We start from the raw sequence: 18,925 nt of genomic DNA on the forward strand, positions 1-18,925 counted from the left end.
AGAGCCGCCGTCCGGGGGGCCGCTCAGCCGGCCGCATGCAGCATCAGCCCGATCCCCGCCACCATCAGTCCCGCCGCCACCATCCGCGGCGTACCGAAGCGTTCCTTGAAGAACACCGTCCCGATCGCCGCGCCCACGATGATCGACGACTCGCGCAGCGCCGAGATCGGGGCGAGGTCCGCCCGCGTCTGCGCCCACAGCACGAGCCCGTACGCGGACACGGACAGCGCCGCGCCGAGCAGCCCGACCGCCGCGAACGGCCGCAGGCGGGCGGTCAGTTCGCCGCGCCACGTCCAGGCCGCGTACACCGGGACGCCGAGGCAACCGAGCATCATCAGCCACGCGATGTAGCCGAGCGAGTTCCCCGAGGCCCGCACGCCGAGGCCGTCCACCACCGTGTACGCGGCGATGGACACGCCCGTCGCGACGGCCGCCCCCACGGCCGCCCAGTCGGGCCTGCGCCCCGAGCCCCGGATGCCCCACAGGGCGAGCCCGGTCAGGCCCGCGCACGAGACCGCGACGCCCGCCGCTTGCCGGCCGTCGGGGACCTCGCCCGCGAACACCGCCGCGAGCACCGTCACCACGAGCGGCGCCGTGCCGCGCGCGATCGGGTAGGCCTGGCCGAAGTCGCCGAGCCTGAACGACCGCATGAGCAGGGCGTAGTAGGCGATGTGGAGGAGCGCGGAGCCGATCAGATACGGCCAGGCCGCCGCGTGCGGGAGCGGCACGAAGGGCGCGCACACGAGCCCGATCAGCGCGCCGCCGCCCGAGATCAGCGTGAAGCCGACCAGCTTGTCCGTGATGTGGTGGGCGATCGCGTTCCAGCTCGCGTGCGTGACGGCCGCGAGGAGCACGGCCGCCGCGACGAGTGGGGTCACCGAGCGCTCTCGCGCACGTCCACGAGGGCCGCGCCGGCGTGTGCGATCAGCGACTTGGGGTCCATGGGGAACACGGCGTACGGGGTGCCTGCGGCGGCCCACACGGTGTCGTGGTCCAGGAGCGAGCGGTCGGCGAGGACCCGGGTCCTGGTGAGGTGCCCGAACGGCGGGATGCCGCCGATCGCGTATCCGGTCGTCGCGCGCACGACGTCCGCCTTGGCGCGGGTGACCTTCTCGGTGCCCAGCTCGCGCCGGACCAGCTCCACGTCCACCCGCGACGAACCGTCCATCAGCACAAGCACGGGCACCCCTCCCCCAAGCTCTCGACTGCGGTCGAGCAGGGGGGACCCCCATGCCGCGAAGATCAGCGACTTGCAGATCTGGCTGAGTTCGCAGCCGATCGCGGCCGCCGCCTCCTGCGCGGTCCTGGTCGCCTCCGGGAAGCGGCGGACGAGCGGGAGTACGTCGGCCAGGCCCAGCTCGGTGAGGGCTTCGGCGAAACGGGGGTGCGCGGCGGTGGCGGGGGACGCGGCGGATGCAGCGGGATCAGCGGATGCGGCGGATGCGGCGGGTTCCGGGGTGCTCATTGCGGCACCGTAGCGCTCCGTGTACCCGCCACGCGACCAGGTATCGGCCCCACCGTCAGCCCCCGCCGTCAGTCCCCCGCGAGCAGCATCTGCCGCACCACGGGACCCGCCGAGTCACCGCCGTGGCCGCCCTGCTGGACGACCGCCGCCGAGGCCAGGTCGCCGCGCCAGGCCGTGAACCAGCCGTTCGGCTTCTTCTGCCCGTCGACCTCCGCCGAGCCGGTCTTCGCGCCCATGTCGGTGCCGAGCCCTGACATCGGCTCGACCGCCGTACCGGCGACCGCCGTGTAGTGCAGCAGGTCGCGCAGGGCGCTCACGGTCGACGGGGACAGCTTGCGGGAGGCCGTGGCGAGGGTGCGGTGGTCGAATTCGGGCGAGACGAGGTAGGGCTGCTTGAACTCGCCCGTCTTGGCGGTGGCGACGACCGACGCCATGTCGAGCGGGTTCATCCGCACGCCGCCCTGCCCGATCAGCGAGGCCGCCATCTGCGCCTGCGACTGCACCGGGACCGCGCCGTCGAAGCTGGGCACGCCGATCGACCAGTTGTCGCGGCCGAGCCCGAAGACCTCCTGCGCCTGCTTCGTCAGGTCGCCGTCCTCCAGCTCCTTGGCCTGGCTGATGAAGGCGGTGTTGCACGAGCGCGCGAAGCTCGCCCGGAACGTGCCGTCCTTGATCTCGAACTTGTCGTCGTTCTGGAACTTCCAGCCGCCGTACGTCACGTACTTGGGGCACGGGTGCTTCTTGTCGACGCCCGCGAGGTGCTTCTCCAGGAGCATCGACGACGTCACGATCTTCATCGTGGAGCCGGGCGCGAGGGAGCCCTGGAAGGCCGTGTTGAAGCCTTCGGGGCGGGAGTTGGCGACCGCGAGGATCTCTCCGGTCGACGGCTTGATGACGACGACCGCGGCCTTCTCCCGCTTGGCGACCTCGCGTTCGGCGACGGCCTGCGACGTCGGGCTGATCGTCGTACGCAGCGTGCCGGGCGTGCCCTTGGAGAGCGTGACGAGCGTCTTGTCGGGCGTGTGCTCGCTCTCCTTGCCGCTGTCCTTGTGGACGACGCGCAGCTCGGTGCCCGCCGTGCCGCCGGCCTTCTTGCCGTACTTCTCGCGCAGCCCGTCGATGACGGTGCCGAGCGAGGGGTACTTGGCCGCGGTCAGCTCATTGCCCGCGCGGTCCGTCGCCTTGATCGGGGGGTCGCCGGCCGCGCCCGTGACGAGCCGGTCACCGTCCTTGAGGTCCGGGTGCACGACGGATGCCTGCCACCCGACGAGAGGCTTGCCGTCCTTCACCCGCCGCACGACGGTCAGCTCGGAGCCGTACGCGAACGGCTTCGACTTCTCCCCGTACGAGACAGTCGCCGACACCGCGAACGGCATCTTCGCCCCGGCGCGCTTCCCGGGCGTCAGCTTCACCCCGGACAGATGGGCGTCCTTGCCGTACGAGGTGAGGGCGGCCGTCGCCGCGGTGGCGTCGTCCGTGGCGGCCGCCGCCTTCGCGGTGTCGCCCGCGGCCCATGCGGTCAGGAACCGGTCGGCCGCGGTGCGGACCTCGGCCGCGGTGACGGGACCCGTCTTGACGTGGGGCTTGTCGTCGGCCGTGGCCGTCCGGTCCGAGTCGCCGCTGAAGAGGGCGTAGGCGCTGACTCCGGCGCCGAGCACCACGACGGCGGCCACGCCGCCGATCACTGCCGCGTTCGCCTTCTTGCGCTCGGGTTGCCTGCCTCTGCTGCCCACCGGTCCTCCGCCTGCCTTGTCTGCCCTCGTCTGCCCGGTCCACTGAGTTCCTCGCGGACGGCTCAGACTAAGGCGTCCGGGTAACGCTCCCGACGGCGGATCAGCTACCCGCCCGTAGCACCGCCGCCACGATCGGGCCCGCGGCGTCGCCGCCGTGGCCGCCCTCCTCGGTGACCGCGGCCGCCGCGACGTCCCCTCGGTAGCCGGTGAACCAGCTGTTCGACCTGGTCTGGCCGGTGACCTCCGCCGAGCCGGTCTTGGCGCCGATCTCCGGGCCGAGACCTGCCATGACCTGTGCGGCGGTGCCGATCGTCGCGGTGCGGTACATCATCTGCCGCAGCTGCGCGGCGGTGTCGGGGGCGAGGCCGCGGGCGGTGGCGAGTTCCCGGTCGTCGAGGGAGCGCGGCACGATCACGGGCTGCCGGAAGACGCCCGTCTTCGCGGTCGCTGTGACGGACGCCATGTTCAGCGGGTTCATCTGGATCTGGCCCTGACCGATGGCGTTGGCCGCGCGGTCGGGGCCGCCGGACGCGGGAATCTTGCCGTCCGCGGACGCGATGCCGGTCTTCCAGTTGTCCTGTCCGAGGCCGAACCGGTCCTGCGCCTCGCGGGTCAACGACTCGTCGGTGAGCGGCTTCTCGTCGATGAGCTTCACGAACGCGGTGTTGCAGGACCGCGCGAAGCTGTCCGCGAGGTTGGCGCCCTCATTGGCCTTCATGCCCGGCAGGTTGTGGAAGGTCTGGCTCTGCCAGGTCGCCGTGTCGGGGCAGGGCGCCGGGCTGTTCACCGAGGCGACACCGTTGTCGATGAGCATCGCCGAGGTGAGGATCTTCATCGTGGAGCCGGGGGCCTGCTCGCCCTGGAAGGCGGCGTTGAAGCCGTCCTGGCGGTGGTTGGCGACCGCGAGGACCTGGCCCGTGCTCGGCTGCACGGCCACCACGGACGACTCGGCGTAGCTCTTCACGGCCCGCTCGGCCGCCGCCTGCGCGCTCGCGCTGAGCGTCGTACGGAGCTTGCCCGACTTCCCCTTCGCGAGGGTGAGCAGCGTCTTGGTCCCGGCGTCCTCGCTGTCGTGCTGGATGTACGTCTCCACACCCGCCGTGCCGCCGGCGGTGTCGCCGTACTTCTCCCGCAGCTGGTCCAGGATCGGCCCGAGCGAGGGGTACTTCTCCTTGGTCAGGACGTTCCCCGAGCGGTCCACGGCCTCGATCGGCGGCTTCGCGGCCCCGCCCGTGACGAGGGTGTCACCGCGCTTCATGTCCGGATGCACGACGGCCGCCTGCCAGTCGACCAGCGCCCGGCCGGTGTTGAGGCCCCGTACGACCGTGAGCGAGGAGTCGTACGCGAGGGTCTTCTTCTTCCCCTCGTACGACACCGTGGCCTTCACCTTGAACGGTACCTGGGCACCCGAAGGCGCCCCGGCCGTCAGCGTGGTGTGCGTGATGTGGGCGTCGTCGTGCCAGCCGGTCAGCGCCGAGAGCGCAGACTCCGCGTTGTTCGTGTACGTCGACGCGGAGTCCGGGTCGGACTTCGCCCACGCCGCGAGGAACTTCTGCGACACGTCATGGATCTCGTCCGCCGTCGGCGGCCCGGACCTGCGCGGCGCGGGTCCCCCCGCCGTACTCGATCCGCCCGAATCGGTCACCGCCGTCACCACGTTGTACGCGCCGTATCCCGCGCCCCCGACCATGATGGCGAACACCCCGCCGATCACAGCCGCCTTGGCCCCCTTGCGCATGCTGCGTCCCCTCCCCAGGTTCCGGTGGGGAACTTTAGGCGGCAGCCGTGCCGGGTGTGATGAGAGTGCGCAGATGTTGTCCGAACTTGTCCGAACGGAGACCGCCGGCGCGGGGTCGGGTCGTCCGAGGTCAGACCCAGGAGTCCAGCCACATCCGGGACTGCCAGGAGCTGAAGGGGATCGCCTGGCCGGTGTAGATCGGCCAGAAGTAGACGAAGTTCCACACGATCAGCAGGACGAGCACACCCGCGCCCGCCGCGCCCACGACTCTGCGCCGCTCCCCGGAGCCCGGTGGCCCGAGGACCGCGCCGACCAGCATCGCGACGGCGAGACAGAGGAAGGGCACGAAGACGACCGCGTAGAAGAAGAAGATCGTGCGTTCCTGGTAGTTGAACCAGGGCAGATAACCCGCGGCGATGGCGCACGCGATGGCTCCCGCCCGCCAGTCGCGGCGGAAGAACCAGCGCCACAGCAGATACAGCACGGCGAACACCGCCGCCCACCACAGCAGCGGGGTGCCGAGCGCGAGGACCTCGCGGGCGCACTTGTCGCCCGCGCCGGCCGGGCAGCCGTCCTTGCCGGGCAGCGGCGACTCGTAGAAGTACGAGACCGGCCTGCCGTCGACGAGCCAGCTCCACGGGTTCGACTGGTAGATGTGCGGGGAGCTGAGCCCCACGTTGAACTTGTAGACCTCGTGCTCGTAGTGCCACAGGCTGCGCACCCAGTCGGGGAACAGCCAGGTCCAGGAGCCGCCCCGGCCGTCGGTCGCCGCCCAGTTGCGGAAGTAGCCGCCGGTCCCGTCGGCAGGAGAAAGGATCCAGCCGAGCCAGGACAGGACGTAGGTGCCGACCGCGACCGGCACCGTCGACAGGAACGCCCAGCCGAGGTCCCGCTTGAGCACGGTGACGTACGGCCGGCCGGCCCCGGCGACGCGGCGCGCGCCGACGTCCCACAGGACCGTGAGGATGCCGAACGCGGCCACATAGATGAAGCCGTTCCACTTCGTGCCCGCGGCGAGACCCAGGCACAGGCCGGCCAGCAGCCGCCACGGGCGCAGGCCCAGGCGCAGCGTCTCGGCGATGTGCGGATCGGGGCGTGGCACACCGTCCTCGCCCCTCGGGAGCGCGGCGGCGAGCTTCCCGCGCGCCTTGTCGCGGTCCACGACCAGGCAGCCGAACGCGGCAACGACGAAGAACACGAGGATCGAGTCGAGGAGCGCCGTGCGGCTCATGACGAACGCGAGGCCGTCCACGGCGAGCAGCAGACCGGCCAGGCAGCCGAGGAACGTCGAGCGGAACAGCCGCCGCCCGATGCGGCACACCAGCAGCACGCACAGCGTGCCGAGCACCGCCGTCATGAACCGCCAGCCGAACGGGTTGAATCCGAACAGCCACTCACCGATCCCGATGACGTACTTGCCGACCGGCGGATGCACGACGTACGCGGCGTCGTGCGGGATCGGCACATGGCCGTCGGACTTGAGGATCAGGTCGTTGGCGTTCTTGTCCCAGTTGACCTCGAAGCCGCGGTGGATCAGCGCCCACGCGTCCTTCGCGTAGTACGTCTCGTCGAATATCACGGCCTTCGGGCTGCCGAGATGCCAGAACCGCATCAGGCCCGCGACCAGCGTCACGAGCAGCGGACCGAGCCAGCCCGACCAGCGCGTCACGCCCCGCGCGACACCCTCGGAGAGGCCGAGCGTCGTCCACAGCCGCGACGACGGCGGCGCGTACGGCGGCACGAGCCGCGTGCCCACGTCGCCTCTGGGCCGCGCCACGTGACCGAACCGCCGCAGCCGGCGCTCCCACGTCGACGGCTGCCGCCCCTCGCCGGGGTTTCGGCCCGGCGGGGCGCTGGTCGAGGGCGAGTGCGGCGAGGACGCAGTACTGGTCACCGCGCCATCGTAGGGAACGTCCTTGTGCGAGTCCCGTGTGCGGCCCCGCCGAGTCGGCCGGCCCCGGGGCGGGACGTGTCGGCCCGCCCCGCCCCTGCGAGGATGGATCCGTGACATCAAGCCCAGAATCCCCCGGAACGCTCGTGCTCGCGGGCACGCCCATCGGAGACGTGTCGGACGCGCCGCCCCGGCTCAGCAAGGAGCTGGCCGGCGCCGACGTCATCGCCGCCGAGGACACCCGCAGGCTGCGGCGCCTGACGCAGGCGCTCGGGGTGACCCCGGGCGGGCGCGTCGTGTCGTACTTCGAGGGGAACGAGTCCGCCCGCACGCCCGAGCTGGTCGAGGCGCTCGCGGGCGGGGCCCGGGTGCTGCTCGTGACCGACGCGGGGATGCCGTCCGTGTCCGACCCCGGGTACCGGCTCGTCGCGGCCGCCGTCGAGCGGGACATCAAGGTCACCGCCGTGCCGGGTCCGTCCGCCGTGCTCACCGCGCTCGCGCTGTCCGGGCTGCCCGTCGACCGGTTCTGCTTCGAGGGCTTCCTGCCCCGCAAGGCCGGCGAGCGCATGGGCCGGCTGAAGGAAGTGGCGGACGAGCGCCGCACCCTCGTCTATTTCGAGGCCCCGCACCGCCTCGACGACACCCTCGCCGCGATGGCGGAGGCATTCGGCGCCGACCGCAGGGCGGCCGTGTGCCGCGAGCTCACCAAGACGTACGAGGAAGTGAAGCGGGGCCCGCTCGGGGAACTCGCGAAATGGGCCGCGGAAGGCGTACGCGGCGAAATCACCGTCGTCGTCGAGGGCGCACCGGAGAAGGGCGCGGAGTCACTCGACGCCTTTGAGCTGGTACGCAGGGTGCAGGTGCGCGAGGAGGCGGGGGAGCGGCGCAAGGAAGCGATCGCCGCCGTGGCCGCCGAAGCGGGACTGCCCAAGCGTGAGGTCTTCGATGCCGTGGTGGCGGCAAAGAATGCCGCTCGGGGCGCCCCATCGGAGGGCAAAGGACTATCGTGAAAAGCAAAGCGCAGGCCGCGCATCGGGCCCGTTCCGATAAGGAAAGGCCAAATCGGATCCAATAGTCGACAGGCCTGATGCGATCGCGCCGGGAGAAGCGTCCACTGGTTGAAGGGACGCACCCGTCCCACGCTTCAGGGTGGATGTAATGCCCCGCCCCGAGGTGCCTTGTCCAGCGGACAAGAGGAGCAGGCATGAGTGAGATCGCAGGCGCCGTACCGACCCCGGCCGGTGCTGCCGCACCCCAGATACCCAATCGGAGCGCGGCCACAGCCATCGCCCACGAGTCGTACGCCTTCGCCTGCATGCGGTGCGGTCACGGCTGGGAACAGAGTTACGAGATCGAGCACCACATCGACGGCGACGGCGCTGAGTTCGTGATGTACGTGGTGGGCGGCGAGCGGGTCCCGTCGCCGCTGACCCGGCCCACGTGCCTCAACTGCGGCGGCCATGTCGTACGGATCATGAGGGCGGGGCGGGTCTCGTCGGTCCTCGGCGTGATGCACCGCGACGACACGGAGCCCGCGCGACGGCGCGAGGCCGACGCGCAGGCGGGGGAGCACCCCGCCAAGGACCACCACTGGCACCTCTCCGACCTGCTGCATCCCTTCCAGAACCGCAAGACCGACTGAGCGCCGGCCCAGCGCCGGCTGAGCACAGGCTGAGCGGCGACCGCACCCCGACGACCCCAGTGACCCCGGCTTCGTAAAATCGGGGCATGAGCTCTGACCGTTCGAAGGACGTCACCCCGCCGCCGCTGCCCGCGCCCCTCGCGGTGCCGGTCGCCGACTCGCACACCCACCTCGACATGCAGTCGGGCACGGTGGAGGAGGGCCTCGCCAAGGCCGCGTCGGTGGGTGTGACGACCGTCGTCCAGGTCGGCTGCGACGTGAACGGGTCCCGCTGGGCCGCCGACACCGCGGCCGCGCACCCGAGCGTGCACGCCACCGTCGCCCTGCACCCGAACGAAGCGCCCCGTATCGTCCTCGGCGACCCCGATGGCTGGTCGCGGCAGGGGGAGCGCCCGGCCGGCGGCGACACGGCCCTCGACGAGGCGCTCGCGGAGATCGACCGGCTCGCGGCCCTCCCGCACGTCAAGGGAGTCGGCGAGACCGGCCTCGACCACTTCCGTACGGGACCTGAAGGCATCGCCGCGCAGGAGCGCTCCTTCCGGGCCCACATCGAGATCGCCAAGCGGCACGGCAAAGCGCTCGTGATTCACGACCGCGACGCCCACGACGACGTGCTGCGGATCCTCAAGGAGGAGGGCGCCCCCGAGCGCACCGTCTTCCACTGCTTCTCCGGAGACGCGGAGATGGCCCGGATCTGCGCCGAGAACGGCTACTACATGTCGTTCGCCGGGAACATCACCTTCAAGAACGCGCAGCCCCTGCGCGACGCGCTGGCCGTCGCCCCGCGCGAGCTCGTCCTGGTCGAGACCGATGCGCCCTTCCTGACCCCCGCGCCCTACCGCGGACGGCCTAATGCCCCTTATGTCATTCCGGTCACGCTGCGCGCGATGGCCGCGGTGAAGGGGCTCGACGAGGACACCCTCGCGGCGGCCGTCTCCGCCAACACGGCCCGCGCCTTCGACTACTGAACGGCCCCGCTCCCGGGACGGCGCCCGGCGGGTGAGGCCGACGACGAGTCGCGACACAGCGTAGTGGTGATGCTTTGGAGAGTGACGATGCTCCGCTAGGTTCTCCTCGCCCGATCCGGACCCAGGAGCGTCGTCGTGAGCAATTCGCCGTACGGGACGTATGAGCCGCAGGAAACGCTCGACGCGCTCGAGACATACGGGCCACCGCCCGGCCCGCAGCCCTACGGGGACACGTACCGCCCCGGCTACGAGTCGATGGAGACCCAGCCGGCCTGGCAGGTGCCCGAAGAGCTGCTGCCGCGCCAGTCCGCCCCGGCCGCGGGGCGCGCCGAGGCCCGCAGGGCGGCCCGGCGCAGGAAACGGCCCGAGCGGCCCGAGACCCTCAGACGCCTGCTGCCGCAGGCCCTCGTCGTCGCGTTCCTGGCCGGCGGCACCACCGCGTTCGTCGCCGCCGACAAGGCGGTCCAGCTCAGCGTCGAAGGCAGGCCGCGCACCCTGCACACCTTCGCGGACGACGTCGGCGAGCTGCTCGCCGACGAGGGGGTCGACGTCGGCCCGCACGACGTCGTCGCGCCCGCCCCCGGCACCGCCCTGGCCAGCGGGGACGAGGTCACCGTGCACTACGGCAGGCCCGTCCGCCTCACCATTGACGGTCAGCGCCGCCAGGTGTGGACCACCGCGGGCACCGTCGACGGCGCGCTGGACCAGCTGGGCGTGCGCGCCGAGGGCGCCTACGTCTCCACGTCCCGCTCCCGCCGCATCGCCCGCGACGGCCTCGCGTTCGACGTCCGCACGGAACGCAGCGTCACGGTCATGGCCGACGGGCGCGAGCGCACCATCCGTACCAACGCCGCCACCGTCCGGGACGCCGTGGACGAGGCGGGCGTCTCGATACACGGCCAGGACACCACGTCCGTGCCGCAGGACAGCTTCCCGCGCGACGGGCAGACGATCACCGTCATGCGGATCAAGGGCAGCAAGGAGGTGCGCGAGGAAGTCATCGAGTACGCCGTGGAGCGCACCAAGGACCCGACGCTGTTCCGCGGCACCGAGGTCGTCGAACGGGCGGGCCGCCAGGGCGCCCGCCGCGTCACCTACGCCCTGCGCACCGTCAACGGCGTCGAGCAGAAGCCGCGCCGCATGAGCGCCGAGGTCGTGCGCGCGCCGCGCAGCCAGGTCGTGAAGGTCGGCACCAAGCCGCTGCCGCCCTCCGTCGCAGGCGCCGACGGCCTGAACTGGAGAGGGCTCGCCCGGTGCGAGTCCGGCGGGCGCCCCGCCGCGACCGACTCCACCGGCACCTACGGCGGCCTCTACCAGTTCGACGTACGGACCTGGCACAGCCTGGGCGGCGGCGGCCGGCCCCAGGACGCGTCCGCCTCCGAGCAGACGTACCGGGCGAAGAAGCTCTACGTGCAGCGCGGCGCGAGCCCCTGGCCGCACTGCGGGGGCCACCTGCACAGGTAGGGCCTGTCCTCACCTTCCCCGCCTGCCCCGTGGGGCCCCGCGGTCCGGTCGGGACCCGGCCGCGGCGCCCCGTACCCTGAGACCGTGAGCACCACTGACCCCCAGGGCCCCCTGCTTGGCCCCGCCGACATCCGCGAACTGGCGGCAGCCCTGGGCGTGCGGCCCACGAAACAGCGCGGCCAGAACTTCGTCATCGACGCCAACACGGTCCGCCGCATCGTCCGCACCGCGCAGGTCACCCCCGAGGACAACGTCGTCGAGGTCGGCCCCGGCCTCGGCTCGCTGACCCTGGCGCTCCTGGAGGCGGCGGCCCACGTCACCGCCGTCGAGATCGACGACGTGCTCGCCGCCGCGCTGCCCGCGACGATCGAGGCCCGCCTCCCGCAGAAGAAGGACGCCTTCGCGCTCGTCCACTCCGACGCGATGCAGGTACGCGAACTGCCGGGCCCCGCGCCCACGGCGCTCGTCGCGAACCTGCCCTACAACGTCGCCGTGCCGGTCCTGCTCCACATGCTCGACACCTTCCCCACCATCGAGCGCACGCTCGTCATGGTGCAGGCCGAGGTCGCCGACCGCCTCGCGGCCGCCCCCGGCTCGAAGGTCTACGGCGTCCCGTCGGTCAAGGCCAACTGGTACGCGGACGTGAAGCGCGCCGGCTCCATCGGGCGGAACGTCTTCTGGCCCGCGCCGAACGTCGACAGCGGCCTCGTAGCCCTGGTCAGGCGGGCCGAACCCGTGGCGACCACCGCCTCCAAGCGCGAGGTCTTCGCCGTGGTCGACGCGGCCTTCGCCCAGCGCCGCAAGACCCTGCGCGCCGCCCTGTCCGGCTGGGCCGGATCGGCCGCCGCCGCCGAGGCCGCCCTGGTCGCGGCCGGAGTCTCCCCGCAGGCGCGCGGCGAGGCCATCACGGTCGAGGAGTTCGCGAGGATCGCGGAGAACAAGCAGTGAGCGTGACGGTACGGGTCCCCGCCAAGGTCAACGTCCAGCTCGCGGTGGGCGCCGCCCGCCCCGACGGGTTCCACGACCTCGCCAACGTCTTCCTCGCCGTCGGCCTGCACGACGACGTCACGGCGACCGCGGCCGGCGAACTGACCCTCACCTGCGACGGCCCCGGCGCGGACCAGGTCCCGCTCGACCGCACGAACCTCGCGGCCCGCGCCGCGATCGCGCTCGGCGAGCGGTACGGGATCGAGCCCCGCGTCCACCTCCACATCGACAAGGACATCCCCGTCGCCGGGGGCATGGCGGGCGGCTCCGCGGACGCGGCCGGCGCGCTCGTGGCCTGCGACGCGCTGTGGGGCACCGGCGCCACCCGCGACGAACTCCTCGAGATCTGCGCCGAGTTGGGCAGCGATGTGCCGTTCAGCCTGGTCGGCGGGGCGGCGCTCGGCACCGGGCGCGGCGAGAAGCTTCAACTCCTCGACGTGGGCGGGGAGTTCTGGTGGGTGTTCGCCGCCGCCGACGGGGGGCTCTCGACGCCCGCCGTGTACGGGGAGTTCGACCGCCTCGCCGAAGGCCGCGCCGTCCCCGGGCCTGAGGCCTCGCCCGCGCTGCTCGACGCCCTGCGCTCCGGCGACGCGACGGCGCTGGCCGCGACCCTCACGAACGACCTCCAGCCCGCCGCGCTCTCCCTCTTCCCCGCGCTGAAGGACACCCTCGGCGCGGGCACGGCGGCGGGCGCCCTCGCGGGCCTGGTCTCCGGCTCGGGCCCGACCACGGCGTTCCTGTGCGCGGACGAGACGTCGGCGCGGACGGTGGCCGCCGCGCTCACGGCGTCCGGCACCTGCCGCTCCGTACGGGTCACGACGTCACCGGCACCGGGCGCGACGGTCGTCCAGGGCTGACGCGGCGGGAGGTACTCACCGGTGACTGAGTACACCCGCGCTGTCGGCCACCGCGGGCGCCACGGCACCGTGGTCGCCATGACCACCGACACCCCGAGCGCCCGGCGCCGGCGCCGCGGACGCCGTATCGGCCGCGCTGTCGTCCCGCTCGGCGCGATCGCCCTCGTCGGGCTGCACTCCGCGCTCGCCACCCGCGGCCACCTCCTGCCGCCCCCGGCCGGTCCCGGCCAGGGCCGGATCGCAAGGCCGCGGGAGGTCGCCCTGCTCGGCCGGGCCGCCGCGGCCCGGTACGGCCGGGGCGGGCGAAGGCCTGTGCGGCGTAGGCCCTGAGCGGGGCGACTACGCTGGAAGACTGATCCATCCCCTTGTCAGGAGCGAAATGGCAGTCAACCTGGTCAATGTCGAGGCAGTCAGCAAGGTGTACGGCACCCGTGCCCTGCTCGACGGCGTATCGCTCGGCGTGTCCGAGGGGGACAGGATCGGTGTCGTCGGGCGCAACGGCGACGGCAAGACCACCCTCATCCGGATGCTCGCCAAGCTGGAGGACGCCGACACCGGCCGCGTCACCCACAGCGGCGGCCTGCGCCTCGGCGTCCTCACGCAGCACGACTCCCTCGACCCCGAGGCGACGGTCCGGCACGAGGTCATCGGTGACCTCGCCGACCACGAGTGGGCGGGCAACGCCAAGATCCGCGACGTGCTCACCGGCCTCTTCGGCGGACTCGACCTGCCCGGCTTCCCGCAGGGCCTCGACACGGTCATCGCCCCGCTGTCCGGCGGCGAGCGCCGCCGCATCGCGCTCGCGAAGCTCCTCATCGGCGAGCCCGACCTGATCGTCCTCGACGAGCCCACCAACCACCTCGACGTCGAGGGCATCTCCTGGCTGGCGAGGCACCTCCAGGCCCGCCGCTCCGCCCTCGTCTGCGTGACCCACGACCGCTGGTTCCTCGACCAGGTCTGCACCCGCATGTGGGACGTGCAGAAGGGCGACGTCTTCGAGTACGAGGGCGGCTACAGCGACTACGTCTTCGCGCGCGCCGAGCGCGAGCGGATCGCGGCGACCGAGGAGACCAAGCGGCAGAACCTGATGCGCAAGGAGCTGGCCTGGCTGCGCCGCGGCGCCCCGGCCCGCACCTCCAAGCCCCGCTACCGCATCGAGGCGGCGAACGAGCTCATCGCCGACGTGCCGGAGCCGCGCGACAAGAGCGAGCTGATGAAGTTCGCCAGCTCCCGGCTCGGCAAGACCGTCTTCGACCTCGAGGACGTCACCGTGCAGGCCGGGCCCAAGGTGCTCCTCAAGCACCTGACCTGGCAGCTCGGCCCCGGCGACCGCATCGGCCTCGTCGGGGTGAACGGCGCGGGCAAGACCTCCCTGCTGCGGGCCCTGGCGCAGGCCGCCCGCACCGGCGGCGAGGAGCAGCCCGCGGCGGGCCGCGTCGCCGTCGGCAAGACCGTGAAGCTCGCCTACCTCTCCCAGGAGGTCGCCGAGCTCAACCCCGAACTGCGCGTCATCCAGGCCGTGCAGCAGGTCCGCGACCGCGTCGACCTCGGCAAGGGCCGCGAGATGACCGCGGGCCAGCTCTGCGAGACGTTCGGCTTCAACAAGGAGAAGCAGTGGACGCCCGTCGGCGACCTCTCCGGTGGTGAGCGCCGCCGCCTCCAGATCCTGCGCCTCCTCATGGACGAGCCGAACGTCCTCTTCCTCGACGAGCCGACGAACGACCTCGACATCGAGACCCTCACGCAGCTGGAGGACCTGCTCGACGGCTGGCCCGGCTCCATGGTCGTGATCTCCCACGACCGGTTCTTCATCGAGCGCACCACGGACCGGGTGTTCGCGCTGCTCGGCGACGCCACGCTGCGGATGCTGCCGCGCGGTATCGACGAGTACCTGGAGCGCCGCCGCCGCATGGAGGAGGCCGTCGCCGCCTCGATGACGGCCGCCGCCCCGGCCGCCGCCACGGGCACGCCGGAGAAGGCGGTGTCCGCCGCGGACGCCCGCGCCGCGAAGAAGGAACTCCAGAAGATCGAGCGGCAGCTGGACAAGATGTCCGAGAAGGAGACCAAGCTGCACGCGCAGATCGCCGATAACGCGACGGACTTCGCGAAGGTGGCCAAGCTGGACGGCGAGCTGCGCGAACTGGCCGGGGAGCGCGAGGAGTTGGAGATGCGCTGGCTCGAACTCGCGGAGGACGCGTGAAGCTCCAGTAACAGACCCATCACGGGCCGGTGCTCCCTTGGGAACAGGGGAGCGACCGGCCCGATGTGCTACTGCACAGGGTGATAGAAAGGTCGCTCTGGGAATTGCCTGAGAACGACCAGAGAACGTCCTGAAATCGGCCAGGCGAGCAGACACATCAGTGAAGACGGGGGGAGCGCTGATGACTCAGCCGCCCAACCAGCCGCCGCAAGGCGGCTTCGGAGCACCACAGGATCCGCCGCAGCCGCCGGCCCAGCCGCCGCAGACGCCGCCGGCTCCGCAGCCCGGATACGGCTACCCGCAACAGCCGGGCCCGTACGGCCAGCCCCCGCAGGGCGGCCCCTACGGTCAGCCCCAGCAGCCGGGTCCCTACGGCCAGCCGCAGCAGCAGCCGGGACCGTACGGCCAGCAGCCCCAGTACGGCTATCCGCAGCAGCAGCCCCCGTACGGCTACCCGCAGCAGCAGCCCCCGTTCCCCGGTGGCCCCGCGGGCCCGGGTGGCGGAGGCAAGAACCCCTTCAAGGGCCGGACCGGGATCATCGTGGCCGCCGCCGTGGCCGTCGTCGTGATCGCCGGCGGTGTGGTGTGGGCGGTCGTGGGCGGCGGTGACGACAAGAAGAAGGACCCCGTCGCCGACAAGAGCCAGGACCCCAAGCCCACCGGCTCCGCGCCGGTCGACCCGGGTGACGGCTCCGGTGACGGACGCGACGGCAAGGAGGACCTCAACGCGGGCCGCCAGGCCGGTGAGTCGAAGGTCCTCTGGTACAAGACGGCCCCCAAGGCCCCGGGTGACGGCGCGGACGCGCCCGGCATGTGGGTCACCGGCACGCTTGCTGCGAAGGCGGTCTACAACGAGCTCGTCGCGTACAACATCTCGGACGGCAAGCCGAGTTGGCCGACCATCAAGCTCCCGCAGAAGATCTGCGGCGCCAGCGTGCAGAAGTCGGACGGCGACAAGGTCGCCATCGCGTACATGAGCGGTGTCACCGACCGGGCCAAGTGCAACCAGGTCCAGCAGATCGACCTGAAGACCGGCAAGAAGGACTGGGAGAAGAAGATCTCCGAGGGGGATCTCTTCGACGGCACCGGCTCCGGGGTCGAACTGACCTACGCGGGCAGCACGTTGGTGGTCGGCCGTCAGATGTCCGGACTCGGCCTGAGCGTCAGCGACGGCAAGCAGCTCTTCGAGAAGAAGAAGTACGGCGCGGCCTGCTTCCCCGGCGCGTTCGCCGGCGGCGAGCGCCTCCTGGCCGTCTCCTCCTGCGGTGCCTCCACGGACAAGGAGCACGACGAGATCCAGGAGCTGGACCCGGCGACGGGCAAGGCGAAGTGGACCAAGCCGTTCCCCAAGGGCTGGAAGGTGGCCCGCGCCTACTCCGTCTCGCCGGTCGTCCTCTACCTCACCAACGAGGACAAGAAGCAGTGGAACATCACCACGCTGAAGAACGGCAGCAGCGCGGTGCGTTCCGAGGTCTCGGTCGACGAGGACTTCGCGCCCGAGTGCGGCTGGGCCATCCTCGACCGTGACCTCCAGGGCTGCACGGGCGTCGCCGCCGACACCAACACGCTGTACCTGCCGACCAAGGCGACGAGCGGCACGGCCAACGAGGTCGTCGCGATCAGCCTGGAGAACGGCAAGGAGCGCTGGCGCGCGAAGTCGCCGGTGGCGCAGAACATGCTGCCGCTGAAGACCGACGGTGGCGCGGTGATCGCCTACGTCAACGCCTCGTACGACGCCGGTGGCAGGGTCGTGTCGATCGCGACTTCGGGCTCGCACACGCCGAAGACCCTGCTGCAGAACCCGGCGGGAACCGCGCAGATCGAGAACGGCTTCTACTCCAAGGCGGTCGACTACGTCGACGGGCGCTTCTACATCTCCACGACGCGACTGTCCGGCACGGCCAAGGGCGAGGAGAAATTGATGCTGGCGTACGGCAAGTGACCGCCGCAGCCCCAGTGACCGCCCACCGCACCGCCGCCCGCTCCTTCTCCCCGTCACCCGAGGTACAGACGTCATGACGCAGCCGCCCCAGCCGCCCAACGAGCCGCCGCAGGGCCCGCCCCAGGGCCCCCCGCCGGTGGGCTTCGGCAAGCCGCAGGACCCCCCGCCCGGAGGCTTCGGCGCACCGCAGGATCCCCCGCCGGGAGGGTTCGGCGCGCCCACGCCGCCGCCCCCGCCCGCGCAGCAGCCCGGCTACGGCTACCCGCAGGCGCCCCAGACCCCGCCCCCGGCGCAGCCGCCCGCCCAGCCGCCGACGCCGCCGCAGGGTCAGCCCGGGGGCTACGGCCACCCGCAGCCCCCTGCCCCCAACTACGGCTACCCGCAGGCCCCTCAGGGCCAGCCGCCGACGCCCCCGCAGGGCTACGGCTACCCGGGCCAGCAGCCGCCGCAGTACGGCGCGTACCCGCCGCCGGGCACCGTGCCCATGCAGGCGGCGGGCGGCGGCGCCGGCAAGAAGATCAGCTCCCAGATGATGATCATCATCGGTGCTGTCGTCGCGGTCGCCCTGATCATCGGCGGCGGCGTCTGGTACTCGGCGTCGTCCGGTGACGACAAGACCGACGCGAGCACCGCGGGCACGACCGGTGGCACCGGCGGCAAGGGCGGCGACGAGAACAAGGGCGGCTCCGGCGGCACCACCACCGGCGGTGCGAGCAAGGAGAAGGTCCCGGGGAACACCAGCTCCCAGGTCCTCTTCCAGCTGCCCCAGCACGAGGTGCCCAAGGACGAGGTGTTCAGCACCAAGGGCTCCTGGCTCACGGACACGACGTACGCCAAGGCGGGTCTGGGCGAGATCAACGGCTACGCCGCGGACACCGGCAAGAAGTCCTGGACGCTCCCGCTGCCCGGCCAGACGTGCGGCGGCGCTCCCGAGGTCACCCAGGACGGCCTGAGCGCGGTCATCAGCGAGGAGGCCCCGCGCAAGCCCAAGGAGTACGACTACCAGCCCTGCACCAAGATCACGGTCTTCAACGTCGACACGGGCAAGAAGCTGTGGACGAAGTCCGTCGGCACCGGCGGGCGTGACATCCCGTTCAAGGAACTGTCGATCACCGGCTCCACGCTGGCGGCCGGCGGCGGCTACGACGGCGGCGCGGCCTTCGACATCAAGTCGGGCAAGGTCCTGTGGCAGCCGCAGGCCGGCTCCTGCGAGGACGTCGGCTACCGCGGCGGCGAGCAGCTGGTCGCGGTGCGCAAGTGCGGTGACTACGGCGACGAGAAGCACCAGGTGCAGCTCCTCGACCCGGCGACGGGCAAGCCGAAGTGGACCTACAAGATCCCGGCCGACGTGAACGTCATCTCCGTCGTCTCCACCAAGCCGGTCACCTTCGTGATCGCCACCGGCGAGGAGGTCGAGATGTCGGACCTGTTCTCCCTCGACGACACCGGCAAGCTGCGCGCCAAGGTCTCGCTGGAGAAGGACCGGTACGACTTCGACTGCGACGTCAGCGAGATCCACGGCTGCCGTGGCATCACGGTCGGCAACGACCGCGTCTACATGCCGACCCGCGAGCACGACGGCGGCGGCACGTCCGGCCAGACCAACGAGATCGTGTCGTTCTCCCTGGCGAACGGCCGGCTCACCGGTGACCGCGTCGACGGCGGCGAGTACACGCTCTTCCCGGTCCGCATGGACGGCGGGAACGTCCTGGCGTACAAGGACGGCCCCTACGACAAGGGCGCCGAGATCGTCACGATCGACCCGAAGACGCTGAAGCAGAAGACGCTCCTGGTCACTCCGGCGACGGAGACCGTGACCAGCGTCATCAGCAGCATGACCCCCACCCAGTCCGAACTGCTCTACACCAACGGCAAGCTGGCCATGGGCAAGGAACTCATCTCCAAGCCGTATTCGGCGGACGAGAAGGAGTACGAGGCCGTGGTCTTCGCGGCGAAGTAACTCCCGAGCCGCTCACCGCGGACTCGCGACGGCCCCGCACCCTCACAGGGTGCGGGGCCGTCGGCATACGCGCCGCCC

15 protein-coding genes are annotated in these 18,925 nt (G+C 71.8%); 10 read left to right on the plus strand and 5 right to left on the minus strand.

Translation table 11 applies throughout. From position 1 onward, the window contains the following. Positions 1-23: 23 nt before the first annotated feature. The 5 genes from ACWIGU_RS18750 to ACWIGU_RS18770 form a co-directional block, all read right to left on the minus strand. Positions 24-878, minus strand: coding sequence for an EamA family transporter (locus ACWIGU_RS18750; protein WP_454402174.1), 855 nt, complete (start codon positions 876-878; stop codon positions 24-26). Continuing rightward, positions 875-1,465, minus strand: a complete 591-nt coding sequence (locus ACWIGU_RS18755) for a YbaK/EbsC family protein (RefSeq protein ID WP_454402175.1) — start codon at positions 1,463-1,465, stop codon at positions 875-877. The genes ACWIGU_RS18750 and ACWIGU_RS18755 overlap by 4 nt, the downstream gene beginning before the upstream one ends. Positions 1,466-1,533: 68 nt before the next feature. Beyond that, complete coding sequence (locus ACWIGU_RS18760) at positions 1,534-3,198, minus strand: penicillin-binding transpeptidase domain-containing protein (RefSeq protein ID WP_454402177.1); 1,665 nt, start codon at positions 3,196-3,198, stop codon at positions 1,534-1,536. 100 nt (positions 3,199-3,298) lie between these two features. Further along, positions 3,299-4,936 (minus strand): penicillin-binding transpeptidase domain-containing protein, encoded by a 1,638-nt coding sequence (locus tag ACWIGU_RS18765; protein ID WP_454402179.1) that lies wholly within the window; start codon positions 4,934-4,936, stop codon positions 3,299-3,301. A 130-nt stretch (positions 4,937-5,066) separates the two neighbouring features. Next, positions 5,067-6,830, minus strand: coding sequence for a dolichyl-phosphate-mannose--protein mannosyltransferase (locus ACWIGU_RS18770; protein ID WP_454402181.1), 1,764 nt, complete (start codon positions 6,828-6,830; stop codon positions 5,067-5,069). A 110-nt stretch (positions 6,831-6,940) separates the two neighbouring features. Between ACWIGU_RS18770 and rsmI the strand changes: the two genes are divergently transcribed. The 10 genes from rsmI (at position 6,941) to ACWIGU_RS18820 (ending at position 18,847) form a co-directional block, all read left to right on the plus strand. Continuing rightward, complete coding sequence (gene rsmI, locus ACWIGU_RS18775; RefSeq protein ID WP_454402183.1) at positions 6,941-7,837, plus strand: 16S rRNA (cytidine(1402)-2'-O)-methyltransferase; 897 nt, start codon at positions 6,941-6,943, stop codon at positions 7,835-7,837. A gap of 194 nt (positions 7,838-8,031) precedes the next feature. Beyond that, entirely contained in the window at positions 8,032-8,469 is a 438-nt protein-coding gene (locus ACWIGU_RS18780) for a hypothetical protein (RefSeq protein ID WP_454402185.1), read from the plus strand. Between the two features lie 86 nt (positions 8,470-8,555). Next, positions 8,556-9,437, plus strand: coding sequence for a TatD family hydrolase (locus ACWIGU_RS18785; protein ID WP_454402186.1), 882 nt, complete (start codon positions 8,556-8,558; stop codon positions 9,435-9,437). A 135-nt stretch (positions 9,438-9,572) separates the two neighbouring features. Then, positions 9,573-10,901, plus strand: a complete 1,329-nt coding sequence (locus tag ACWIGU_RS18790; RefSeq protein WP_454402188.1) for a ubiquitin-like domain-containing protein — start codon at positions 9,573-9,575, stop codon at positions 10,899-10,901. An 84-nt stretch (positions 10,902-10,985) separates the two neighbouring features. Then, positions 10,986-11,849 carry a 16S rRNA (adenine(1518)-N(6)/adenine(1519)-N(6))-dimethyltransferase RsmA gene (gene rsmA / locus ACWIGU_RS18795; RefSeq protein WP_356275731.1) on the plus strand — a complete coding sequence of 288 codons (864 nt, stop codon included), beginning with the start codon at positions 10,986-10,988 and terminating at the stop codon, positions 11,847-11,849. Beyond that, positions 11,846-12,745, plus strand: a complete 900-nt coding sequence (locus tag ACWIGU_RS18800; protein WP_454402190.1) for a 4-(cytidine 5'-diphospho)-2-C-methyl-D-erythritol kinase — start codon at positions 11,846-11,848, stop codon at positions 12,743-12,745. The genes rsmA and ACWIGU_RS18800 overlap by 4 nt, the downstream gene beginning before the upstream one ends. Before the next feature lie 21 nt (positions 12,746-12,766). Beyond that, complete coding sequence (locus ACWIGU_RS18805; protein ID WP_454402192.1) at positions 12,767-13,075, plus strand: hypothetical protein; 309 nt, start codon at positions 12,767-12,769, stop codon at positions 13,073-13,075. Positions 13,076-13,124: 49 nt separating this feature from the next. Continuing rightward, positions 13,125-14,945, plus strand: coding sequence for an ABC-F family ATP-binding cassette domain-containing protein (locus tag ACWIGU_RS18810; RefSeq protein ID WP_454402194.1), 1,821 nt, complete (start codon positions 13,125-13,127; stop codon positions 14,943-14,945). A 181-nt stretch (positions 14,946-15,126) separates the two neighbouring features. Next, the gene (locus ACWIGU_RS18815) at positions 15,127-16,887 is read left to right on the plus strand and encodes an outer membrane protein assembly factor BamB family protein (protein ID WP_454402196.1); all 1,761 of its coding nucleotides are present in this window, start codon (positions 15,127-15,129) and stop codon (positions 16,885-16,887) included. A gap of 73 nt (positions 16,888-16,960) precedes the next feature. Beyond that, positions 16,961-18,847, plus strand: a complete 1,887-nt coding sequence (locus ACWIGU_RS18820; RefSeq protein WP_454402198.1) for an outer membrane protein assembly factor BamB family protein — start codon at positions 16,961-16,963, stop codon at positions 18,845-18,847. Positions 18,848-18,925: the final 78 nt, after the last annotated feature.

Source organism: Streptomyces sp. NPDC055400 (assembly GCF_053644375.1).

Coding starts and splice junctions, on each gene's coding strand:
- ACWIGU_RS18755 (WP_454402175.1), bottom strand. CDS start 1,465: ATGAGCACCCCGGAACCCGCCGCATCCGCCGCATCCGCTGATCCCGCT.
- ACWIGU_RS18765 (WP_454402179.1), bottom strand. CDS start 4,936: ATGCGCAAGGGGGCCAAGGCGGCTGTGATCGGCGGGGTGTTCGCCATC.
- ACWIGU_RS18780 (WP_454402185.1), top strand. CDS start 8,032: ATGAGTGAGATCGCAGGCGCCGTACCGACCCCGGCCGGTGCTGCCGCA.
- ACWIGU_RS18785 (WP_454402186.1), top strand. CDS start 8,556: ATGAGCTCTGACCGTTCGAAGGACGTCACCCCGCCGCCGCTGCCCGCG.
- ACWIGU_RS18810 (WP_454402194.1), top strand. CDS start 13,125: ATGGCAGTCAACCTGGTCAATGTCGAGGCAGTCAGCAAGGTGTACGGC.
- ACWIGU_RS18815 (WP_454402196.1), top strand. CDS start 15,127: ATGACTCAGCCGCCCAACCAGCCGCCGCAAGGCGGCTTCGGAGCACCA.
- ACWIGU_RS18820 (WP_454402198.1), top strand. CDS start 16,961: ATGACGCAGCCGCCCCAGCCGCCCAACGAGCCGCCGCAGGGCCCGCCC.